18 protein-coding genes are annotated in these 18817 nt (G+C 55.1%); 8 read left to right on the top strand and 10 right to left on the bottom strand.

The window, feature by feature from the left end:
• Window positions 1-20: 20 nt before the first annotated feature.
• The 4 genes from PHC90_08190 to PHC90_08175 all read left to right on the top strand — a co-directional run bounded on the left by PHC90_08190 (window position 21) and on the right by PHC90_08175 (window position 2470).
• Entirely contained in the window at window positions 21-1160 is a 1140-nt protein-coding gene (locus PHC90_08190; GenBank protein MDD3846326.1) for an aminotransferase class V-fold PLP-dependent enzyme, read from the top strand.
• Window positions 1147-1395, top strand: a complete 249-nt coding sequence (locus PHC90_08185; protein MDD3846325.1) for a DUF3343 domain-containing protein — start codon at window positions 1147-1149, stop codon at window positions 1393-1395. The genes PHC90_08190 and PHC90_08185 overlap by 14 nt, the downstream gene beginning before the upstream one ends.
• Window positions 1396-1607: 212 nt before the next feature.
• A complete protein-coding gene (locus PHC90_08180) occupies window positions 1608-2054 on the top strand; it encodes an Hsp20/alpha crystallin family protein (protein MDD3846324.1) in 447 nt (148 codons plus the stop codon).
• Window positions 2045-2470, top strand: a complete 426-nt coding sequence (locus PHC90_08175) for an Hsp20/alpha crystallin family protein (protein MDD3846323.1) — start codon at window positions 2045-2047, stop codon at window positions 2468-2470. The genes PHC90_08180 and PHC90_08175 overlap by 10 nt, the downstream gene beginning before the upstream one ends.
• 29 nt (window positions 2471-2499) lie before the next feature.
• Here PHC90_08175 and PHC90_08170 read toward each other — a convergent pair whose 3' ends face one another.
• The 8 genes from PHC90_08170 to PHC90_08135 form a co-directional block, all read right to left on the bottom strand.
• Entirely contained in the window at window positions 2500-3555 is a 1056-nt protein-coding gene (locus tag PHC90_08170; protein ID MDD3846322.1) for a DUF362 domain-containing protein, read from the bottom strand.
• On the bottom strand, window positions 3536-4087 hold the full coding sequence (locus PHC90_08165; GenBank protein ID MDD3846321.1) for a hypothetical protein: 552 nt from the start codon (window positions 4085-4087) through the stop codon (window positions 3536-3538). The genes PHC90_08170 and PHC90_08165 overlap by 20 nt, the downstream gene beginning before the upstream one ends.
• Window positions 4087-5766 carry a tetratricopeptide repeat protein gene (locus PHC90_08160; GenBank protein MDD3846320.1) on the bottom strand — a complete coding sequence of 560 codons (1680 nt, stop codon included), beginning with the start codon at window positions 5764-5766 and terminating at the stop codon, window positions 4087-4089. The genes PHC90_08165 and PHC90_08160 overlap by 1 nt, the downstream gene beginning before the upstream one ends.
• Window positions 5767-5806: 40 nt before the next feature.
• On the bottom strand, window positions 5807-6436 hold the full coding sequence (gene lepB / locus PHC90_08155) for a signal peptidase I (protein ID MDD3846319.1): 630 nt from the start codon (window positions 6434-6436) through the stop codon (window positions 5807-5809).
• 57 nt (window positions 6437-6493) lie between these two features.
• Window positions 6494-8152, bottom strand: coding sequence for an arginine--tRNA ligase (gene argS / locus PHC90_08150; protein MDD3846318.1), 1659 nt, complete (start codon window positions 8150-8152; stop codon window positions 6494-6496).
• Between the two features lie 132 nt (window positions 8153-8284).
• Window positions 8285-9100, bottom strand: a complete 816-nt coding sequence (locus PHC90_08145) for a hypothetical protein (GenBank protein MDD3846317.1) — start codon at window positions 9098-9100, stop codon at window positions 8285-8287.
• A 256-nt stretch (window positions 9101-9356) separates the two neighbouring features.
• Window positions 9357-9932 carry a rubrerythrin family protein gene (locus PHC90_08140; protein ID MDD3846316.1) on the bottom strand — a complete coding sequence of 192 codons (576 nt, stop codon included), beginning with the start codon at window positions 9930-9932 and terminating at the stop codon, window positions 9357-9359.
• Between the two features lie 13 nt (window positions 9933-9945).
• Window positions 9946-10320 carry a desulfoferrodoxin gene (locus PHC90_08135; GenBank protein MDD3846315.1) on the bottom strand — a complete coding sequence of 125 codons (375 nt, stop codon included), beginning with the start codon at window positions 10318-10320 and terminating at the stop codon, window positions 9946-9948.
• Window positions 10321-10519: 199 nt separating this feature from the next.
• Between PHC90_08135 and tatB the strand changes: the two genes are divergently transcribed.
• The 4 genes from tatB to glmS are packed head-to-tail and all read left to right on the top strand — an operon-like array spanning window position 10520 to window position 14622.
• Window positions 10520-10933: a Sec-independent protein translocase protein TatB gene (gene tatB / locus PHC90_08130; protein MDD3846314.1), complete on the top strand. Its 414-nt coding sequence runs from the start codon at window positions 10520-10522 to the stop codon at window positions 10931-10933.
• Window positions 10934-10981: 48 nt separating this feature from the next.
• Window positions 10982-11734: a twin-arginine translocase subunit TatC gene (gene tatC, locus PHC90_08125; protein MDD3846313.1), complete on the top strand. Its 753-nt coding sequence runs from the start codon at window positions 10982-10984 to the stop codon at window positions 11732-11734.
• Entirely contained in the window at window positions 11721-12761 is a 1041-nt protein-coding gene (locus PHC90_08120) for an NTP transferase domain-containing protein (protein MDD3846312.1), read from the top strand. The genes tatC and PHC90_08120 overlap by 14 nt, the downstream gene beginning before the upstream one ends.
• Before the next feature lie 40 nt (window positions 12762-12801).
• On the top strand, window positions 12802-14622 hold the full coding sequence (glmS, locus tag PHC90_08115; GenBank protein ID MDD3846311.1) for a glutamine--fructose-6-phosphate transaminase (isomerizing): 1821 nt from the start codon (window positions 12802-12804) through the stop codon (window positions 14620-14622).
• Window positions 14623-14640: 18 nt separating this feature from the next.
• On the opposite strand, the gene PHC90_08110 is transcribed toward glmS, so the two are convergent.
• The gene (locus PHC90_08110) at window positions 14641-17829 is read right to left on the bottom strand and encodes a beta-phosphoglucomutase family hydrolase (protein ID MDD3846310.1); all 3189 of its coding nucleotides are present in this window, start codon (window positions 17827-17829) and stop codon (window positions 14641-14643) included.
• A gap of 233 nt (window positions 17830-18062) precedes the next feature.
• Window positions 18063-18817: hypothetical protein (locus PHC90_08105; protein ID MDD3846309.1), on the bottom strand; the 755-nt coding region annotated here is incomplete at its 5' end.

Below are 18817 nucleotides of genomic sequence, written 5' to 3'. Positions count from 1 at the left end.
GCCCCGGACAGGACCCATCGATGATCTATTTGGATAACGCAGCGACATCATTTCCCAAACCACCGGAAACGATCGAATATCTCAACGAGTTCGTAAAGAATGTCGGCGGGAATCCTGGCAGAAGCGGCCACACGCTCTCTCTGGAAGCCGCCAGGGTCATCTTCGAAGCCCGCGAAAAACTCGCCGCCTTTATCGGGATGACGAATTCCGAACGACTTGTCTTTACGCAGAACGGGACAGAATCCCTGAATATGGCCGTTCTTGGTTTGCTTGGGGAAGGCGACCATGTCGTGACGACGATGATGGAGCACAATTCCGTCATGAGACCTCTTCAATTTCTAAGGGGGGAAAGGGGCGTCTCGTTCACGGCCGTACCCTGTTCTCCCGAGGGGTTTCTTGATATCGATGACATCCGCCGGGCTTTGCGGGGGAATACGAAGGCTGTCATAATCAGCCATGGTTCGAATGTCACGGGCACCGTACAGCCTCTCGACGGTATCAAGGATGCGATCGGCCAGGCGCTTCTCATTGTGGACGCCTGCCAGACGATGGGGTCCGTGCCTATCGACATGGAAGAGATGAAGGCGGATATCCTGTGCTTTTCGGGTCACAAATCACTCTATTCGGTTCAGGGAGTCGGAGCTTTTTACGTGAGGTCAGGTATTGAGCTTACACCCCTGAAGTTCGGAGGAACAGGCAGCAAGTCGGAATCAATCGAGCATCCGGTCTTTCTGCCTGACAGGTATGAGTGCGGCACACCGAACACGCCTGGGATCGCATCGCTTCTGGGGGGTCTCACCTTTATCGGGAAGGAGGGCCTTCAGAGGATCGTCCAGAGGAAACAGGCACTTCGCCGCTTGCTGGTCGAGGGGTTGCGCTCCGTTGAGGGCGTGGTCGTTTATGGCCACCAGGGCATTGGACCTCAATCCTACCTGGCGATCGTTGCGTTCAATATCCAGGGCAAGCTGCCTTCGGAAGTGGGTTACGAACTGAACAGGAGGTCAATGTATGTTCGCATAGGCCTCCACTGTTCTCCGGTCTCACATCAAACCATCGGTACCTTCCCGAACGGGACGCTTCGGGCATCGCCGGGATATTTCACCGGGGAGGATGACATACTGACATTTGTCGAGGCGGTCAGGGAAATTGCCGAGGGATAGAACCATCTTCCTGCTGTTTAATACCATCCACGACGTCTTGCGGGCGGAGAAGATGCTGAAGAAGCGGGGCAGACGGCACGAACTTGTTCCGGTACCAAGGAATCTGAGTTCCGACTGCGGGATGTGCATCAGGCTCGATGATGGCGCGACGGATATACGGCAGTGCCTGGGTGATATCGAGATCGAGAGGGGATTCTCCTTCGATGGAGAGACCTATGAGCAACTGGAACCGTGATGAAACCGGGGACCGGTGGCGCCCCCGGGTCACCCTGGATACCTGCGCCGAGGAATTCTTTCCCTGTGATCCCTTGCAAGTGTGTATGTGCAGGCAGATTCAATCTCATTAGATTCATTCAGTTATAACCTAATCGCCCCTCTTGACAAAAAATCTCCCAATGAACAAATTCATTTCACAAAGATTAAAGTCTTATCAAGGAGGTTGAGATCATGTTGTGGACAGATGGTTTTGGCATGTTTGGCAAAGGCCTCGACCCGTGGTCCGAATTTCAGCGGATCGAGAATGAAATGAACCGGGTCCTATCCAGATTTGTCTCGCCGTCGACGGGTGACTTTCCCGCGGTCAATATCTGGACCGATGGCGAGGAGACCCAGGTAACAACGGAAATTCCAGGCATCGATGCCGGTGCGATAGACATCTCGGTCATCGGCAAGACCCTTATACTCAAGGGCTCCAGGGAACCTGATCAGCTGGAGGAAGGCAACTCCTATCATCGCCGGGAGCGCTGGTATGGGCAGTTCACCAAGGCCATCGAGCTTCCCTTTACGATCAACGCGGATAAGGTGGCGGCCAGTTTCTCAAACGGTATTCTCACCATCAGACTGCCCAGGTCGGAAGAGGAAAAGCCGAAAAAGATAGCTATCAAATCGGTTTAGGGAGGTGGTACATGACTGACAAGACGAAGGAAATACAGAAAAAAGAGGTGGGGGACGCCGATGTCGTGGAACGAACCAGGGCGGCGAAGATATATAACCCCGATGTAGACATCATCGAGGGCAAGGATAGGATCGTGGTCATCGCCGATGTGCCTGGGGTCGACGAGAGTTCCGTGGAGGTTACGCTCGATGACAACGTCCTTACGATCTACGGAAGGGTCGATTGGAAACTGCCGGAAAGGATGAAGCTTACCCACGCGGAATACGGAGTGGGTGATTATCAGAGGATATTTACCATATCAGGCGAGATCAACAGGGAAAAGATCCAGGCGAACGTGAAAAACGGCGTTCTGAGATTGATCATGCCCAAGAATAGTACGCCTGAGATGAGGAAGATCGCTGTCACGGCGGGATGAGCGCAGTGAAACCCATCAGGCGGCAGATCCTACACTCTTATCGCTTCGTGAGGGCACATCTCCTGACAGCAATAGCACCTGATACATGCCGAATAGCTGAAAAGGGGGGCCTTTTCACCGAGACGTATGGCTCCGGCGGGACAGATCTTTGCGCATATGCCGCATAGCCGGCAGGCCTTTAGATCCGCTCTGGGCTTCTTTAAAAAAACATTGCGCAGGAGTATCTTGAGCGGGGGAGGAAGGCTCCAGTCTGCGTCGCAGGCGCGAGGCATGGCAAAAGAGGAGGGGGGAGGGGGCAGACCGAGATCGATCACCGTGTATTGCGGAAGAAGACGATGCCTCTCGGCGCAGGCACTCAGGGGGAGCGAGACGCCCGGGCACATGCGGCTCTGGATGAAGGCATCGAGGGCGAAGGCACTCCGTGAAAGGGCGACTATGCCGCAGGTGACCGCATTACCGCTCGACGGCCCGTCGCCGCACATCCCAAGGATTCCGTCGAGGATCGTCACCGACGGGGACACAATGCGATGGATGTCGACAATGATGGAGGCAAAGAGGTCCCTGTCTCTGCCGGCGCGAAGATGCCAGCGTCCTTTTGCGAACCCCCGAACAAAACCGAAGGTGTTCTTGACCCCCAGAGTCATCCCCATCATGCCGTGGGTTTTAAGCTTTGGGACGTTGATAACGAGGTCGTAGGCATCCGGGTCTTCACCGAAAAGGAAATCCCGGTAGGGAGATATGCCGCCCCCTTTTTTTGCGACTTCACGGGTGAAGGGAATTACATGAACGCCAAGTTCGCGAAGCATGTCAAGATAGCCGCCCTTCCTGAGGACTCGCTCCAGCGGTTCGTATCCGGGACTGTCTCCGAGACAGACCGTACAGGAGCGTTCGTTCAGCAATTCAATGAGGGCGCGAAGGAACAGAGGATGGGTCGTGACAGCCCTGTTGGGAGGCTTGCCCGCCAGGAGGTTGGGTTTAACGAGTATTTTCCGTCTGTTGACGTCGAGACCTATCTCGCGAAACCCTTTTTCAAGAAGACTCTTTAACTTTATTGTGTCATAGGAGTCAATCCCTCCCGCTATCACTTTTTCCAAGCGATCTCTCCCGGGCGAAACTGACCTCAAGGAACTTTATGCAAAAGTCCCCTTCATGCACCTTCCAACAGATCCTGTCATCCCCGCCGTTCAGGTGATAATAGACCTGGTACTCGGAACGCTGCTTGAAGGGGACCCCATCACGGGTATCAAGGGGTCCTTTGAGGGTAATGTCTTCGATTATGTCCCCGATCCGTATGCGAAAAAGCCTGTAGAATTGATTCTCATCGGTGAGTTCCTCACCGTCGGTCCTCATGACGAAGTGTTCCTCGGAACGGTCAACGGACAGGATGGTGTTGCCGAACGGCCCGTAGACCTCAAGAAACAGCCTGTTTGGATACAACGCCTTGAGGGACATATCTCCCGAGTACCGCTGGGTCTTAAGCATTACATCTATCTCGCAAAGGGCCTCGAGGTAGTCGAAATGTTCCGGCCAGGATATGGACACAGGTCTTTTCCCCGTGTGCGAACAGGCAAGAAACAGGAAGGGCAGAACGATCAGAAGGACGACAGTCTTTCGCATCACTTCTTCTCTTTGATCATCTTGAGCTTATTCTCGACGGAGATCTTTTTTGAAGGGTCCTTCTCGAGAGCCATCGATCTTTCGTAGTGAACAAGGGCCTTGTCGTAGTCTTTCAGTGCCGAGTAGACATCCCCCAGGTGTTCGTGGATGGTGGGGTCCTCCGGCATGAGGTTGCTCGCCTTGTGTATCTCCTGAAGGGCGGCTTTCAGGTCACCCTTCTTGTAAAAGACCCAGCCGAGACTATCGATGATGTACCCGTCATCGGGGCGCTTTGCCAGGGCCCTCCGGATCATTGTTTCCGCTTCGTCAAGGCGGATACCCTTATCCGCCAGGGAATAGCCCACAAAGTTGAGAGCGTTGGGATAATCGGGATCGATAGCCAGAACTTCGTCCATGACTGCAAGGGCCTTCCCGGGGTCACCCTTTCTCTCGTAAAGCATGCCGATCTGGTAGAGGACTTCGAGGTTCCCCGGGTCTACTCTTCGCGCCTCCTCGAGGGCCTTGATACCGCCGTCGAAATCGTTCTTTTCCTCATAGAGCATGGAGAGAAGGATGTAGAGTTCGGGTCTCCTGCCCATTTCGGGCAGATAGTTCGTTATCGTCCTGATCCCTTCGTCGACGGTGCCCGACTTGATGTAGATCAAGGTCATCTGTTTCAAGGCGGTGAGGAACTCCTCCGCCTTCGGGTCGATCTTGTTGAGCTCTTCAAGGGCTTTCTTGATATCTCCCTTTTCCCGCCACGACATCGCCAGATATATCCTTACGGTGTAGTTGTCGGGTTTGCTGGCGAGCACTATGTTGAATTCCCTGATGGCCTCATCGTATCGAGCCTTCTCATAATGGAGCAGACCAATGCGGATCCTGAGGGACAGGTCATGTCGGTCGAGGTTCGAGAGCTCCTCGAACTTGCCTATGGCCTTGTCGTACTCCTTCTGTCTTATGAATATGGTGGCAAGCCTCGAACGCGCCTTCTTGTCGTTCGGGTCGTGGACGATGACGCCCTGATAGTGCTCGACGGCCTTCTCGATATTGCCCTCGATCTCATATATCGTTGCGAGATCAAGGAGGGCAGGGGTAAAAGTCGGCTTTACCTCCAGGGCCTTCGTCAGGTATGCTCTGGCCTTCTCATAATCCTTCGCCTCGCCGTGGAGCCGGCCGATATAATAGAGGGCTATAATGTTGTGATCGTCATAGGCAAGGATCTTCTCGTATATGGATATTGCGTCATTGTACTTTTTTTCGCCGATATAGATGGAGCCGAGGTACATGTATGCCTCGGTATCTTCCGGGTTGAGTTCTATGCATTTTTCATAAAGGGCCTTGGCCTTGTATGTAACACCCTTCGATGCATGGATCCCGGCGAGGAACATGAGCGCGATCCGGTTCTCCGGGTTCAGGGCTACGGCCTCGTTGAGGAGTTCCTCGGCTTTTGCCAGTTCCCCTTTCTTGACGAGGAGAGAGGCGAGAGATGTCCTTATCTCCGACGAACGAGGATTATCCTTCAGGGCCCTGCGATAATGATCCTGGGCGTCATCGTAGGCCCCCCGAGACTCGCTGAAATACCCACGGAGAAAGAAGTAGACGGAATCCGAGTAGGGTGCCGCATGAAGCTGTGTGAAAAAGACAAGCAGGAGCGCAATAAGGAATGCCGATATCTTCATTACCTTGAATAATAGCACAGAATCCCTGCCAAATCTAATCATAGGATGGTGTGGATGGCTATTTTATGAGCCAGCCTATGCGCGACCAACGAACGTATTGCGGGGCGCTCATCGCATTGCCATCCCAGGAGAAGTAGATGATCAGCGCCTTACCGACGAGATGCCGTTTTTCCACGAAACCCCAGTACCGGCTGTCGAGGCTGTTGTCCCTGTTGTCGCCCATAACGAAATAACTGTCTTTCGGCACCTTCACGGGAGGGATGTTGTCCTTGTCGATAAAAGGGAGAAAACCACGCGCGGCAAAGTCCGTCCTGAAGTGTCCCCAGGTATCCTTTATTTTCTTTCCATTGATGAATACGGCCTTGTTCCTGATCTCCACAGTCTCGCCTTCGGTTGCCATGACACGTTTGATGTAATCCTTCGTGGGGTCTTCAGGATAACGGAAGACGATAATGTCTCCCCGCTCGGGTTTCCCGGTGGTGAAAAGAATGGAGTCGACAAAAGGCACCTTGACGACGTAGCTCATCCTGTTGACAAGCAGATGGTCCCCAACGAGCAAAGTGGGTTCCATCGAGCCCGAGGGGATCTTATACGCCTGAATGACAAAGCTTCTCACGAGAAGCGCGATAAGGGCGGCGATGAGGATGGATTCGATATATTCTCTGGTCTTGCTCTTCTTTCTCTCCATTAATACTCCTTTTACTGTATCCGCCGGCTGGAAAGCGTAGACCCCGGGAGGAGCTCCCTACATTTTCTCGGGAGCGGACACGCCGACGAGACGAAGGCCGTCCCTTATCACCCCCCGAAGGGTGGATAATAAGAGAAGGCGGGCACGGGTCACCTCAGCGTCGTTGCCCAGAACCCTCGTCTTGTTATAGTAGCTGTGAAAGCGGCCTACAAGTTCCATGAGGTAGAACGTGACACGATGGGGCTCGAGACTTCTGGAGCTGCCCTCGAGAACGCTGTGGTAGCGGGTTATCCATCGTATGAGGTCCAGTTCTTCCTTGAGAGCGAGAAGGGTGCAGTCTGCATCGGCCAGGCTGTTCGTGTCAACGCCCGCATCGCGTGCATTGCGAAAGATACTCTCTATCCTTGCATGTGCGTACTGGACATAATAGACGGGGTTCTCATTGGATGTTTTCTTTGCAAGGTCGAGATCGAACTCGAGGTGGGCATCGCTTTTGCGCATGAGAAAGAAAAAGCGGCAGGCATCTCGGCCGACCTCGTCGAGGACCTCTCTGAGCGTGGTGAACTCACCAGAACGCGTCGACATGCCGACCGGCTTGCCCTCTTTGATGAGGGTAACGAACTGGATGAGGAGAAACTTCAGATCTTCCTTGCTCCTGCCCAACGCCTGAACGGATGCCCTCAACCGGGGGATATACCCGTGATGGTCGGAACCCCATATGTCGACGAGGACATCGTTGGAACGTTTAAACTTGTCCAGATGATAGGCGATGTCGGACGTAAAGTAGGTATTCTCTCCGTCGGACTTGATGAGGACCCTGTCCTCGTCCTTCTCATAAAGGCTGGTCTTGAACCACAGCGCCCCGTCCCGCTCATAGGCGATGCCGCGCTCCTTGAGGATGGCCAGTGTTTCATCAACAACACCCGAGGCGTAGAGAGAAGATTCGAGAAAGAAATTGTCGAAATTGACCCCGAACTCACTCAGATCGTTCTTGATCCCGTTCATTATATGGGAACTCGCATAGCCTGCCAGAAAGTCGACAGCCTGGTCGTCGCCAGCCGGTATGGGGAGTTCTTCGTCAATGACCCTGCGCGCCAGTTCACGCACGTAATCGCCCTGATAGAGATCCTGGGGATATTCAACCGTCTCGCCCCTGAGCTCCTTCAGCCTGAGGAATGTGGAGCGCCCAAGGGTCCTGATCTGCCGTCCGGCATCGTTGATATAATACTCCCTGCCGACGGTATGCCCCGTCTTCTCAAGAAGGTTGGCCAGGACGTCGCCGACCACCGCACCTCTGCCGTGACCGATATGCAGAGGCCCCGTGGGATTGGCACTGACGAATTCGATGAGAACTTTCTTTCCTCCCCCCACATCGGGATAGAGGCTCTCGATCCCCTTCGATGCGGTATCCTTGAGGAGTTGCTGCCACAGAACGTTCTTAAGGGAAAAATTGATGAAACCCGCCCCGGCTACGCTGATGGATTCGCAAAGATCGCTGCCCTTCATGCCTTCCACGAGCATATTCGCAATATCGAGGGGTTTTTTTCTCAGTTGGGGGGCCAAAATGAAGGCCGCGTTCGTGGAATAGTCGCCGAACCCTTCCTCGCGCGGCGTCTCAATAATGAAGTTCAGCCTGGCGTCGGGGGGTATCGAACCGGATCGTTGTGCGTCCTCTATACCATTATTTATTATCTTTGCCGCTATCGGTTTGAGCATCTGCTCTGTCCTTTTTTACCTGAAGGTCCTTCGTGAAGTCAGGGCATCGCAGGGACACATCTTTTCCATGAAGGTATTTTTTCTTGCATTCCTCGCGCCAGGCGCAAACCACACAGAGGGTGGGCTCGTCACTCACAGGTTCCCTCCGAGAATGTCCCCGTACAATCCGGGCTTCATTTCTTTCAGGATGGGCCATTCCCGCCGTATGAGCTTCAATCGGTCGAGGTCGACGTCAGCGAGAAGCACAGTATCGGACCTCCCCGTGGGTCCGCCGATCAACTCTCCCTCGGGATCCACGCAAAAGCTCATGCCGTAGAAATCCTGAGCCTCTTCGCTGCCGGCCCGATTCACGCGCATGACATATACGCCGTTGGTTATGGCGTTGCAGGAGACAACGGTCTGCCAGATGTGTTGCGACTTGAATGCGCATGACGTGGGGGCAAATACGATATCGGCACCCTTGAGGGCCAGGATACGCGTTCCTTCCTGGAAGAAATTGTCCCACGAAGACTGGATACCGAATTTGCCGTGGCCTGTCTCGAAGACGGGGAGCCCGGCGTTTCCCTGCTGGAAATAGAATTTCTCCTCCCACAAAGGGATATCGGTGATGTTGAGCTTACGATATATTCCGAGCGTCCTGTCCCCTTCTATGACCACCACGGAATTGTAGTAGCAGCCATCTGCTTTTTCGAAGATGGGAAGGATGACGACCGTATCGGTACCCTTCACGAGTGACTTGAAGAGCCGGACCGTATCACCGTCGGCATCTTCCGCGAGGCTGAAGGCGCCTTCGTCCCGATCCTTCGGGAACCAGGACTGATTGAAGAGCTCCTGGAAGCAGATGATCCCGGCCTTTTCGTTGAGGGCGACATTAAGAAGCTTCACTGCGGTGTTGACGTTCTTGTCCTTGTCTTTGGTACAGGCAAATTGTATTCCGGCTATCTTCATACACCTACTATGACGACATCCCCTCGTTTCCTCCGGCAGCCTTATTTCGAGCCATAACTCCAGTGCGCCGGGCAGAAAGATAATATCACAAAATGCGGGGTTTGTGCCGTAAATCTCCTTGATTTCTTTGGATTTGTTTCAATGCAAAGAAAGGTACCAGATGAAAATGTTGCATGTCAAGGAAAATTAAGGGAAAAAGGGCGTGCGTACGGAAAAAGGCAGACAGGGTCTTCTTTCCGTACGCACAGGTTTGCGATCAGTAATTCTCCGCCAGGACCTCGTAATACGCCTGGGGGTGAGCACAGGCCGGGCAGAGTTCGGGCGCGTCGGTTCCTTCGTGAACGTAGCCGCAATTCCTGCAGCGCCACTTGACGGCGGTTGGTCTCTTGAAGACCGTTCCCGCCTCCACTCTTCTGAGCAGCATGAGGTAGCGCTTCTCGTGCTCCTTCTCCACCTTCGCTATCTCGCGGAAGATACCGGCGATCTCGTCAAAACCTTCCTCTTCGGCAACCCTTGCGGCCTCCGGATAGAGAAGGGTGTGTTCCAGGTTTTCCCCGGCGGCGGCGGCCTTGAGGTTCTCGGCCGTTTTCCCTATAACGCCGGCGGGGTAGGCAGCCGTTATCTCGACCTCGCCGCCCTCAAGGAACTTGAAGAAGCGCTTCGCATGTTCTTTTTCGTTGTCTGCCGTATCGGCAAATAAGAAGGATATCTGTTCGAAACCTTCTTTCTTCGCCTGGGACGAGAAATAGGTGTATCTCATTCGCGCCTGCGACTCACCGGCAAAACTCGCCAGGAGGTTCTTTTCTGTTTCTGTTCCCTTTATACTCTTCATGACCTCCTCCGTTTCAACTCTTCCACAGGCCGTGGACGTTACAGAATTCCCGCGCCATGACGGAATCGCCTTTAATAGGAAAGAATGCCTCTGGCGATTCCGCCGGCTTCAGGAACCGGCGATAGACAGCGCCGTCGACAATGGCCTCGATCCATTCTATATAATGCTTCTCTTCCATTGGGTGTGCGACGGTCCCGACCTTTATCATAATCCCGTTGGCCTTTTCTTCGATCACCGGCACATGTTTCTCCAGAGAAGCATCAACGGTGTTTTCGGTAAGGATCTTCATCGGTTCATTGCAACAGACGAGGGCACCCTTTCCACCATGGAGCACTTCAACTATGTTTCCGCAGATCTCACACTTGAATACCTGAAGTCTTTCAGTCATGCACGTCTCCTTTCTCAATGAATTCAGCAACAAATCACGACGATGATGGATTGAGGTTAATACACGCCGGTAATGATGTCAATGCCCTGTTCCCTCATGGTATGAAGAGGTCGTCAGGGCGCATGGAAGCCACGATCACTCAGGCTGCACGGGCATAATTCTCTTTTAAGACTGTGGTTTTTATGATAGTTTATCCACAATGTTTGGCATTGGTCTCCCTGAACTCATCCTCATAATGATCGTGGCGTTACTGGTGGTAGGACCGAAAAAACTGCCCGATCTGGCCAGGTCCATTGGAAAAGCCCTTCATCAGGTCAAGAGCGTGACCGATGACGTAAAGCAGACATTCGAAGAGGATTTTGCCGCGGACGATACCCGGGACCCCGGGGATACGGAAGAGGCGGGAATGGCCGAAGCAGCAGGGAATGGCGGGCTGGACCTTATCGGATCGGCTGGTGTGGGTGAACCCGAGCTCGTCGAATCCCCCATCGAGGAGACGCCCGATCAGGATAAGGCCGCGGAGGCATCCGGGGCGGACGATGGACTTAAGGACGATCCAGGGGACCCATCGAACGCAGCCCAGGCGGGCGGCCATGGCAAGTTGAGGGGGTAACTGCAGACCTGATCGCCTTCCGCGGCGAAAGACGATGTCAGCCATCCTATGGCCAAGAAAATTCAAACAGACGAAAAACAACCCTTTGTATCCCACCTCAAAGAACTGCGTCAGCGTTTAATGATATGTCTTCTGGCCGTCTGCTTTGCATTCATCGTGACCTATTTTTTTCGGGAGAGGGTCAATGTGTTTCTCCTTCAGCCCTTCAAGAAGGTGATGCCGCCGGGGAGCAGTTTCATCTTTACGGGCGTTACTGAGGCTTTTCTCACGTATTTCAAAATATGGATCCTCACGGCCGTCACCATTTCATCACCCGTCATCATCCACCAGATGTGGATGTTCGTCTCCCCGGGTCTCTATGAGAAGGAAAGGAAATACGTGTATCCCCTCCTTTTCTGGGGCACCTTCTTTTTTGCCGTGGGGGTGACCTTCTGCTACACCGTCGTCATGCCCAATCTGTACAGGTTTTTTGTGAGCTACGCCTCGGACTTCGTTATCCCCATGCCCGACCTCAAAGGGTATGTCAGTCTCACGCTAAAACTCCTCGTCATCTTCGGGTTCATCTTCGAACTGCCTCTTGTCGCCTATTTTCTCGCAAGGGTAGGAATACTCAACTATCGTTTCCTGGCAAAGAAACGCAGATACGCGATCCTGGGAGCATTTGTTCTGAGCGCCATAATCACCCCGCCCGATCCTATCAGCCAGATACTGGTCGCCCTGCCCCTGTGGGGCCTTTATGAATTGAGTGTCGTCATCGCCCGGTTTTTTGGAAAGAAGGAGCCTGCAGATGAAGAAGCTTGATATCGTCATACTTGCCGCGGGCAAGGGTGAGCGGATGGTCTCGCGAAAACCCAAGGTCATGCACGAGATTATGGGCAAGCCCCTTCTCGGATATGTAGTCGAGGCCGCGCACAGCCTCGGGCCCGCACGGGTCATCGTCGTCACCGGTTATGGGCGTGAGACTGTCGAGGCCTACCTTGAAGGCAGGAACGTGACAACTGCGTTTCAAGCGGCGCAGAAGGGGACCGCCCATGCCCTGGCATCGGCCCGCGAGTTCTTCCAGGGAAACGACATCCTTGTTCTCCTGGGTGATGTGCCCCTTATGAGGAGAGCCACCCTTGTCGAATTTCTGGAATTCTGCCGTCTTTCGAGGTCTATCGTATTCCTGACGACGGACGTTGCCGATCCATCGGGGTATGGCCGGGTAGTGATGGAGGGTGATGTCATCACCGATATCCGGGAGGATTCCGATGCGACTGCGGAAGAGAAACGAATAAAGAGGATAAACACGGGAATCTGCTACATTCCGTTCGGTGATCTCGGGCTTGTCGACCTTATTGACAGCGGCAACAAGAAAGGTGAACTTTACCTGACGGATATCTGCAGGGTCGCGAAAGACAGGGGAGGACATGCAAAAGGATACTTTTGTCCCCGGCCGCAAGAAGTCCTTGGCGTCAATACTCTCAAGGGGCTTTTGGAGGCGAATGTCGTGATGAGGCAACGGATCAACGACGGGCATATGGCAAAGGGCGTTACCTTTCTTGACACCGACATCTATATCGAGAATGATGTTGTTATAGGGCGCGACACGGTGATCGCTCCCCACTGTTACATCACGGGAACCACGGTCATCGGGGAAGGGGTCGTTATCGGGCCCTCCTCGATCGTTAGAAACTGCAGGATACACAACGGTGTGACCATCGAGGGGTTCGTTGTGATGGACGGCGTGGAGGCAAAAGAGGGCGCCAGGATAGGTTCGTTCTCGAGGCTCAGTAAAAATGCGGTCCTTGAAGAAGGCGTCACGACAGATAGTCTCTCACAGAAGTGAAAGACGTGAAGCTGGTCGAGCAGCACAGGAGGAAATAGCAATGTGCGGTATCGTAGGGTATCAGGGCAGGGAAGGGGCACGGGATATTCTCATTGATGCTCTGAAGCGACTGGAGTACAGGGGCTACGACTCGGCGGGGATCGCCATATGGGATAATGGCGCCGTCAGGCTTGCCCGCAGGCAGGGAAAGGTGAGCGAGCTTTCCGATGCCATCCGTGACGGCAATTTCGATGGGTCCATGGGATTGGCCCACACGAGATGGGCTACTCACGGCGTCCCCTCCGAGCGCAATGCTCATCCCCACAAGGCCGGCGATGTCACCGTCGTGCACAACGGCATCATAGAGAACTATCTCGAGTTAAAGGAATCCCTGAAAAGGGAAGGGCATACCTTTGTGTCCGACACAGATACCGAGGTCATCCCCCATCTCATCGCGGGCGCCCTCGCGAAGGGAACAGGCTTTGAGGAGGCCGTCCGGCTTTCGTTGAAGAGGCTCAAGGGCTCCTATGCGGTAGGTGTCATCAGGGAGGGGGAAGAAACCCTTATCGCCGCAAAGAAAGAGAGTCCCCTCCTCATCGGGATCGGTGACGGAGAGTTCATCATCGCCAGCGATGCGCCGGCCATAATCAACAGGACGAACAGGTTCATCTTTCTCGAGGATGACGATATCGCGGTCATACAGAAGGGTGTTCTGAAGATAACGGACCTTGACGGCTCCGAGGTGAAGCGGGAGGTCCGGACCGTTCAGTGGTCTGGTGCCATGGCCGAGAAAGGCGGGTACCGGCATTTCATGCTCAAGGAGATATTCGAACAGCCGAGGGCCATATCAGACACTTTGATAGGAAGGATACAGGAAGAGGAGGGCGAGGTCTTCTTTGAAGAGCTGAACCTTCCTGATATCGGGAAGGTGAAGAAGATATGGATGGTCGCCTGCGGCACTTCCTACCATGCCTGTCTCATCGGAAAGCATATTTTTGAGGCAAACCTGAGGATACCCGTGGAGACCGACATCGCTTCGGAGTTCCGTTATCGCGACCCGATCCTCGACGAGAACGATCTCGTCATACTCGTTTCGCAATCGGGCGAGACGGCCGATACCATAGCGGCAATGAAAGAGGTGGGAAGGAGGGGCCTTTACACCCTGGCGATATGCAATGTTCTGGGCAGTACCCTCTCCAGGGAATGTCGGAGTGTCATTTATACCCACGCGGGGCCCGAGATCGGGGTGGCTTCAACGAAGGCCTTCACCACCCAGATCTCTGTCTTTTTCATGCTCATGCTTTACCTCGGCAGACACCTGGGCACCTTCGACAATGATGACGTAAGACGCCTTGTCGGCGAGCTGAAGAAGCTCCCCCACAAGATCCAGACGATACTCGATTCCAACGCGGCTGTTGAGGAACATGCCCGAAGGAACATGCATTACCAGCATTTTCTGTACCTTGGGCGGGGTATCAATTTTCCAACGGTCCTCGAAGGGGCCCTGAAACTGAAAGAGATCTCTTATATCCACGCCGAGGCTTACGCAGCCGGGGAGATGAAACACGGCCCGATCGCCCTTATCGACGAAAACATGCCCATAGTCTTCGTGTCGCCCAGAGACCAGACGTACAAGAAAACGTGCTCCAATATGGAAGAGGTTCTGACGCGCAGAGGCAAGGTGTTTCTTTTCACCGACGACGCGGCGCATGACATGGCCGACAGGGTCGATGAGGTCTTCATCATTCCCGAAACCATCTACGAACTGCAACCCATCCTTTCCATAGTGCCCCTCCAGCTCATGGCCTACTACATGGCGAACTTTCTCGGCACCGACGTCGACCAGCCGCGCAACCTCGCAAAGAGCGTAACCGTCGAGTGACGGCCTGAAGTTCAATATCTAATTCGTTTGATCGTGACGGAAAACGTGCGTGCTGCCGGCAGGAAACTCGACCTGAACATCATTCACGGCAAGCGAGATCGGCTGGACGCCCGGGGCCTCGCGTCCGCGCACAGTGAACGTTTCACGGGTAAGCCTGAGGTCCAATGAATGCCCCCGATACCGCATGCTGAGATCAAGGCGTTCAAGTTTTTCAGGAAGCTGCGGGCTGAACCGCAGGACGTCACCCGTGATCTCCGCACCTGTCAGGACGCGCTGGATAAGGTCGACTGTGCCCGCCATGGCGCCAAGGTGGACACCCTCCGCCGTTGTACCCTGCTGGATGTCGCTCACGTCGCTTTGCAGCGCCTCGGCAAAATACATCATCGCGCGCGCGCGATCCGACCGTGCCAGGACCCATGCGTGCACAACCCGGGATAGCGTCGATCCATGAGATGAGTGCGAATCGTAGTACTCGATGTTGCGCGGGATCGTTTCGTGCTTGAAGGAATAACCAAGGTGGACGAATAACTCCCGCAACTCATCCGCAGAGAACAGATAGAACAGCATGAGGACATCCGCCTGCTTCGAGACCTTGTATCGGTTTGGACTGTCGTTCTCCGCTTCAAGGATAAGATCCAGGCGCTGTATGTTGCCGTAGCGCTTGCGATAGTCGTCCCAGTCGAGCTCGGCCAGTGACTCATAGCCCTCGAACTGACTGATGATGCCGTCCTCGTGAAAGGGTACGAACATGCGGCGGCTGACATCGTCCCAGAGGGCGGTATCCTGCGCAGTCACGCCGAGCCTTGCAACGAGTTCAGTGCGCCGAATGTCGGGGATAAGATCGAGCACGTCGAGCGCCCTGCGCAGCACCCAGGCAGCCATGATGTTCGTGTAGGCGTTATTATTGAGACCGGGTGTCGATGAATCCGGATACCCTTCGTGAAACTCATCGGGCCCGACGACTCCCCGCAGTTCGTAACGTGCCCGCTCTTCGTTGAATGTCGCCATGCTGGACCAAAAGCGCGCGATCTCTATGATCAGTTCCGCGCCGTAGAACTGCAGGAACTCGTGGTCGTGCGTCACCTGGAAGTACTGCCACACGTTCCACGCGACCGCACTGCCCACATGGCGCTGCAGATAGGAGCTATCCGGTTTCCAACGTTTCGAACGGGGATTCAGATTGACTTCCTGGGTTTCCTCACGTCCGTCGCTGCCGCTTTGCCACGGGAACATGGCGCCGGCAAAGCCCGCATTTCTGGCCGCAGTGCGGGCCTGATCGAGACGGCGGTACCGGTACATGAGCAGGGACCGCGTGATCTCAGGAGTGCGATAATTGAGGGTAGGGAAGATGAACAACTCATCCCAGAAGATGTGTCCCTGGTAGGCCTCACCAGTCCAGCCGCGCGCGGGCACGCCGATGTCGAGCCCGATCGAATTGAGTGAAACCGCTTGCAGCAAGTGGAATATGTTCAGACGCAGCAGCATGGGAGCGTTGAGCTTGATCGGCTCCGGGCCTGGCAGCAAATGCACGTCGAATCGGTCCCACAGGTGTTTCCACGCCAGGACGTGAGCGTTCATAAGCGCGGTGAAACGCCCGGCGCCACCGATCGCCGCGCGAGCTGCCAGACTGCACTCCGAAATGGCGAAGTCACGCGAGGTATAGTGAGCCGCGATCTTCTCGAGGGAGAGTGTCTCGCCTTGCGTCAGTTCGATGCTGAACTCCTGCCCGATGAAGCCTCGCTCGTCGATGACCCGTCGCGAAACGGAACGCAACTCGCCCTGTACAAATGCGCGCGTTCGCGCTGCCTGGGCCAGGTGGATGTTCGACTGACACGTACGCACAAGGAGATGAACACCATCATCGGAGATGACCTCTCCCGACACCGGCTCCAAATGCTGGTTGTTGAATCTTTCGTAGAGCTTCGCTCCTGCGTTGACGACCCGGCCGTCGATGCCCGAGCGGATGGTTACAGACCCGGACCAGTTCTCGGCCCTGAGGGTCAGTTCCATCGCTCCCAGGTGCATATCCGCCATCGAGACCAGGCGCTCCTCCGTCAAGGTGGTGCGCCGTCCCTGGCCGTGTTCAAAGCTGATGGTCCGGTGCAGCATCCCGCGCCGGAGATCAAGCTCTTGCCGGTAGGAAAGAATGTTCACCGTTCCTTCGTCAAACCAGTCGTCGTCGGCAAAGCGCAACCCGATGGTCAGCCAGTTCGGGAAATTGACGAGGTCCTCGTTTTCAACACATCGGCCTGCGACATCGCTGCGAAGCCGATTATACCCGCCTGCCAGATACGATCCGGGGTAGTGCACGCCATCCGCCTTCGCCCACGGCGCGGCCCCGCGCGTGGCGAAGTACCCGTTTCCCAGAGTACACAGGGATTCCCGTATACCCTCGCGTTGTGGGTCGAAATCGTCATAGACGAGGGACCAGACGGAAGGCGGCTCAATCGCTACTTGCACGTATGAGAGGTCGGTGACGACGACATCGGCGCCTGCCTCACGCAGGGCCTGGGACTGTCCAACCCGGTCAACGCCTATGACAAGGTAGAATTGGCCTGCGCGGCCCGCGGCAACCCCTGCGATTGCATCCTCTACGACAACGGCCCGCGAGGTCTCGACCCTCATGCGTTGTGCCGCCTCCAGAAAAGCATCAGGTGCGGGTTTCCCTCTGAGATCCATACGTTCGATCTCACGCCCGTCCACACGTGCATCGAAGAGATGCGAGATGCCGGCGGCCTCGAGCACTGCAGCGCAATTGTTGCTGGACGACACGACGGCCGTCTTGATCTCCTGGGAGCGCAAGGCCTTTACCAGCTCGATCGCCGGTTCGTAGGGCTCGACGCCGTGTTTGTTCAGATGCTCCATGAAGTACCGGTCTTTGAGCTTGCCAAGTGCGCGTATACTCTGCGTGCCTCCCTCGTCCCCGGGGTTACCAGCAGGCAACGTGATCCCGCGGGATTCAAGAAAAGATGCGACACCGTCGTATCGCGGCTTGCCGTCGACATAGCGCCGATAGTCCGCTTCGATATCAAAGGGCGTAAAGGGTTCTCCTGTCCTGTGGGCGCGTTCTTGCAGAAACGCATCGAATAGCCGCTTCCAGGCCACGGCATGGACGCTCGCTGTCTTGGTCAGCACGCCATCGAGATCAAACAAAACCGCGTCAAAATCGCGTGGTGAGATAGATACGATAGACCCCATACTGCTCATATAGACTCCATTGGATTCTGGCTGCTGGCTGGGCCAGGTAAACCCGGAATACGCGCTGACCTCGGAAACAGCAGTTTCGCAGATCTTCTATCTCTGCAGGGATCTAACTGCGGGAAGTGCGCACTGACAAGATTTGTTTTTCTGTGGAAAGTCTAAGGGAAACGCTATTTTGTGTCAACGAAAAATAAGTCGGGGAAGCTGGTGCGCATCGTTGTATCTATTCAACTCCCGGCTCACGGCTCTTGAAATGGAACGGCCAGAAGCGACCTCCACCTTGCCTTCCAGCCCTCACCATGGGTGGCGCCTTCAATGATCGTCATCTTGCCGCGTACTTCATCGCCCGTTTGCTTCGCGAAAGACTCGGTGATGAATGGAGGAACCACGGTGTCTGCCGAGCCGGCGAAATGATGCTGCGGCAGGTACTTCAGCTTCCGCGCCCGATGAATTGGGTTCAAGGATCCCTCGAGGGGACTGACGCCGTGATAGCGATTCACCGCCTCTGTATCAAGATTTCCTGCCACCGTTCTCAAGCTGACGACATCGCTGCGGCCCGATGCTATCAGCACGGCGATGGCAGCTCCGCCGGAATACCCGATGAGATTGAGCCGACGCGACCCTGCATCGGCGCGAAGCCGGTCCACCGCCTCGTTCATGGCCTTGACAACCTCGTTTGAGAAGCGCCTGGCCGACCAGTAGATCGGATCGCAGACGGGAAAGGGGCCTGCTGTGTATTGTCCGGGACGTGCCAGATAAGCCACGTTGGCGGCGGGGTCCATTGCCGCAAGCTCCAGCACGAGAGGTTTTCCGGGCGTGGGGTCGGCTGAGAGCTGCCTTCTGGTCAGCCACGCAGCCCCGTCCCCTTCGATGTATACGGTGAGATCCCCACCGGGCTCGGAGGCTCGCAGGTATGCGGTGAGAACAAAATCCTTCGTTTCGATAAAGATCTTTCTGAACCCCGCCGCCCGGGCAATCCTGTCCGCTGCCTCGT

The sequence above is a fragment of the Syntrophorhabdaceae bacterium genome (assembly GCA_028698615.1).
Lineage (GTDB): Bacteria > Desulfobacterota > Syntrophorhabdia > Syntrophorhabdales > Syntrophorhabdaceae > Delta-02.
The sequence above is the reverse complement of the archived record's forward strand: the minus strand, read 5'-3'. Positions and strand labels throughout refer to the sequence as shown.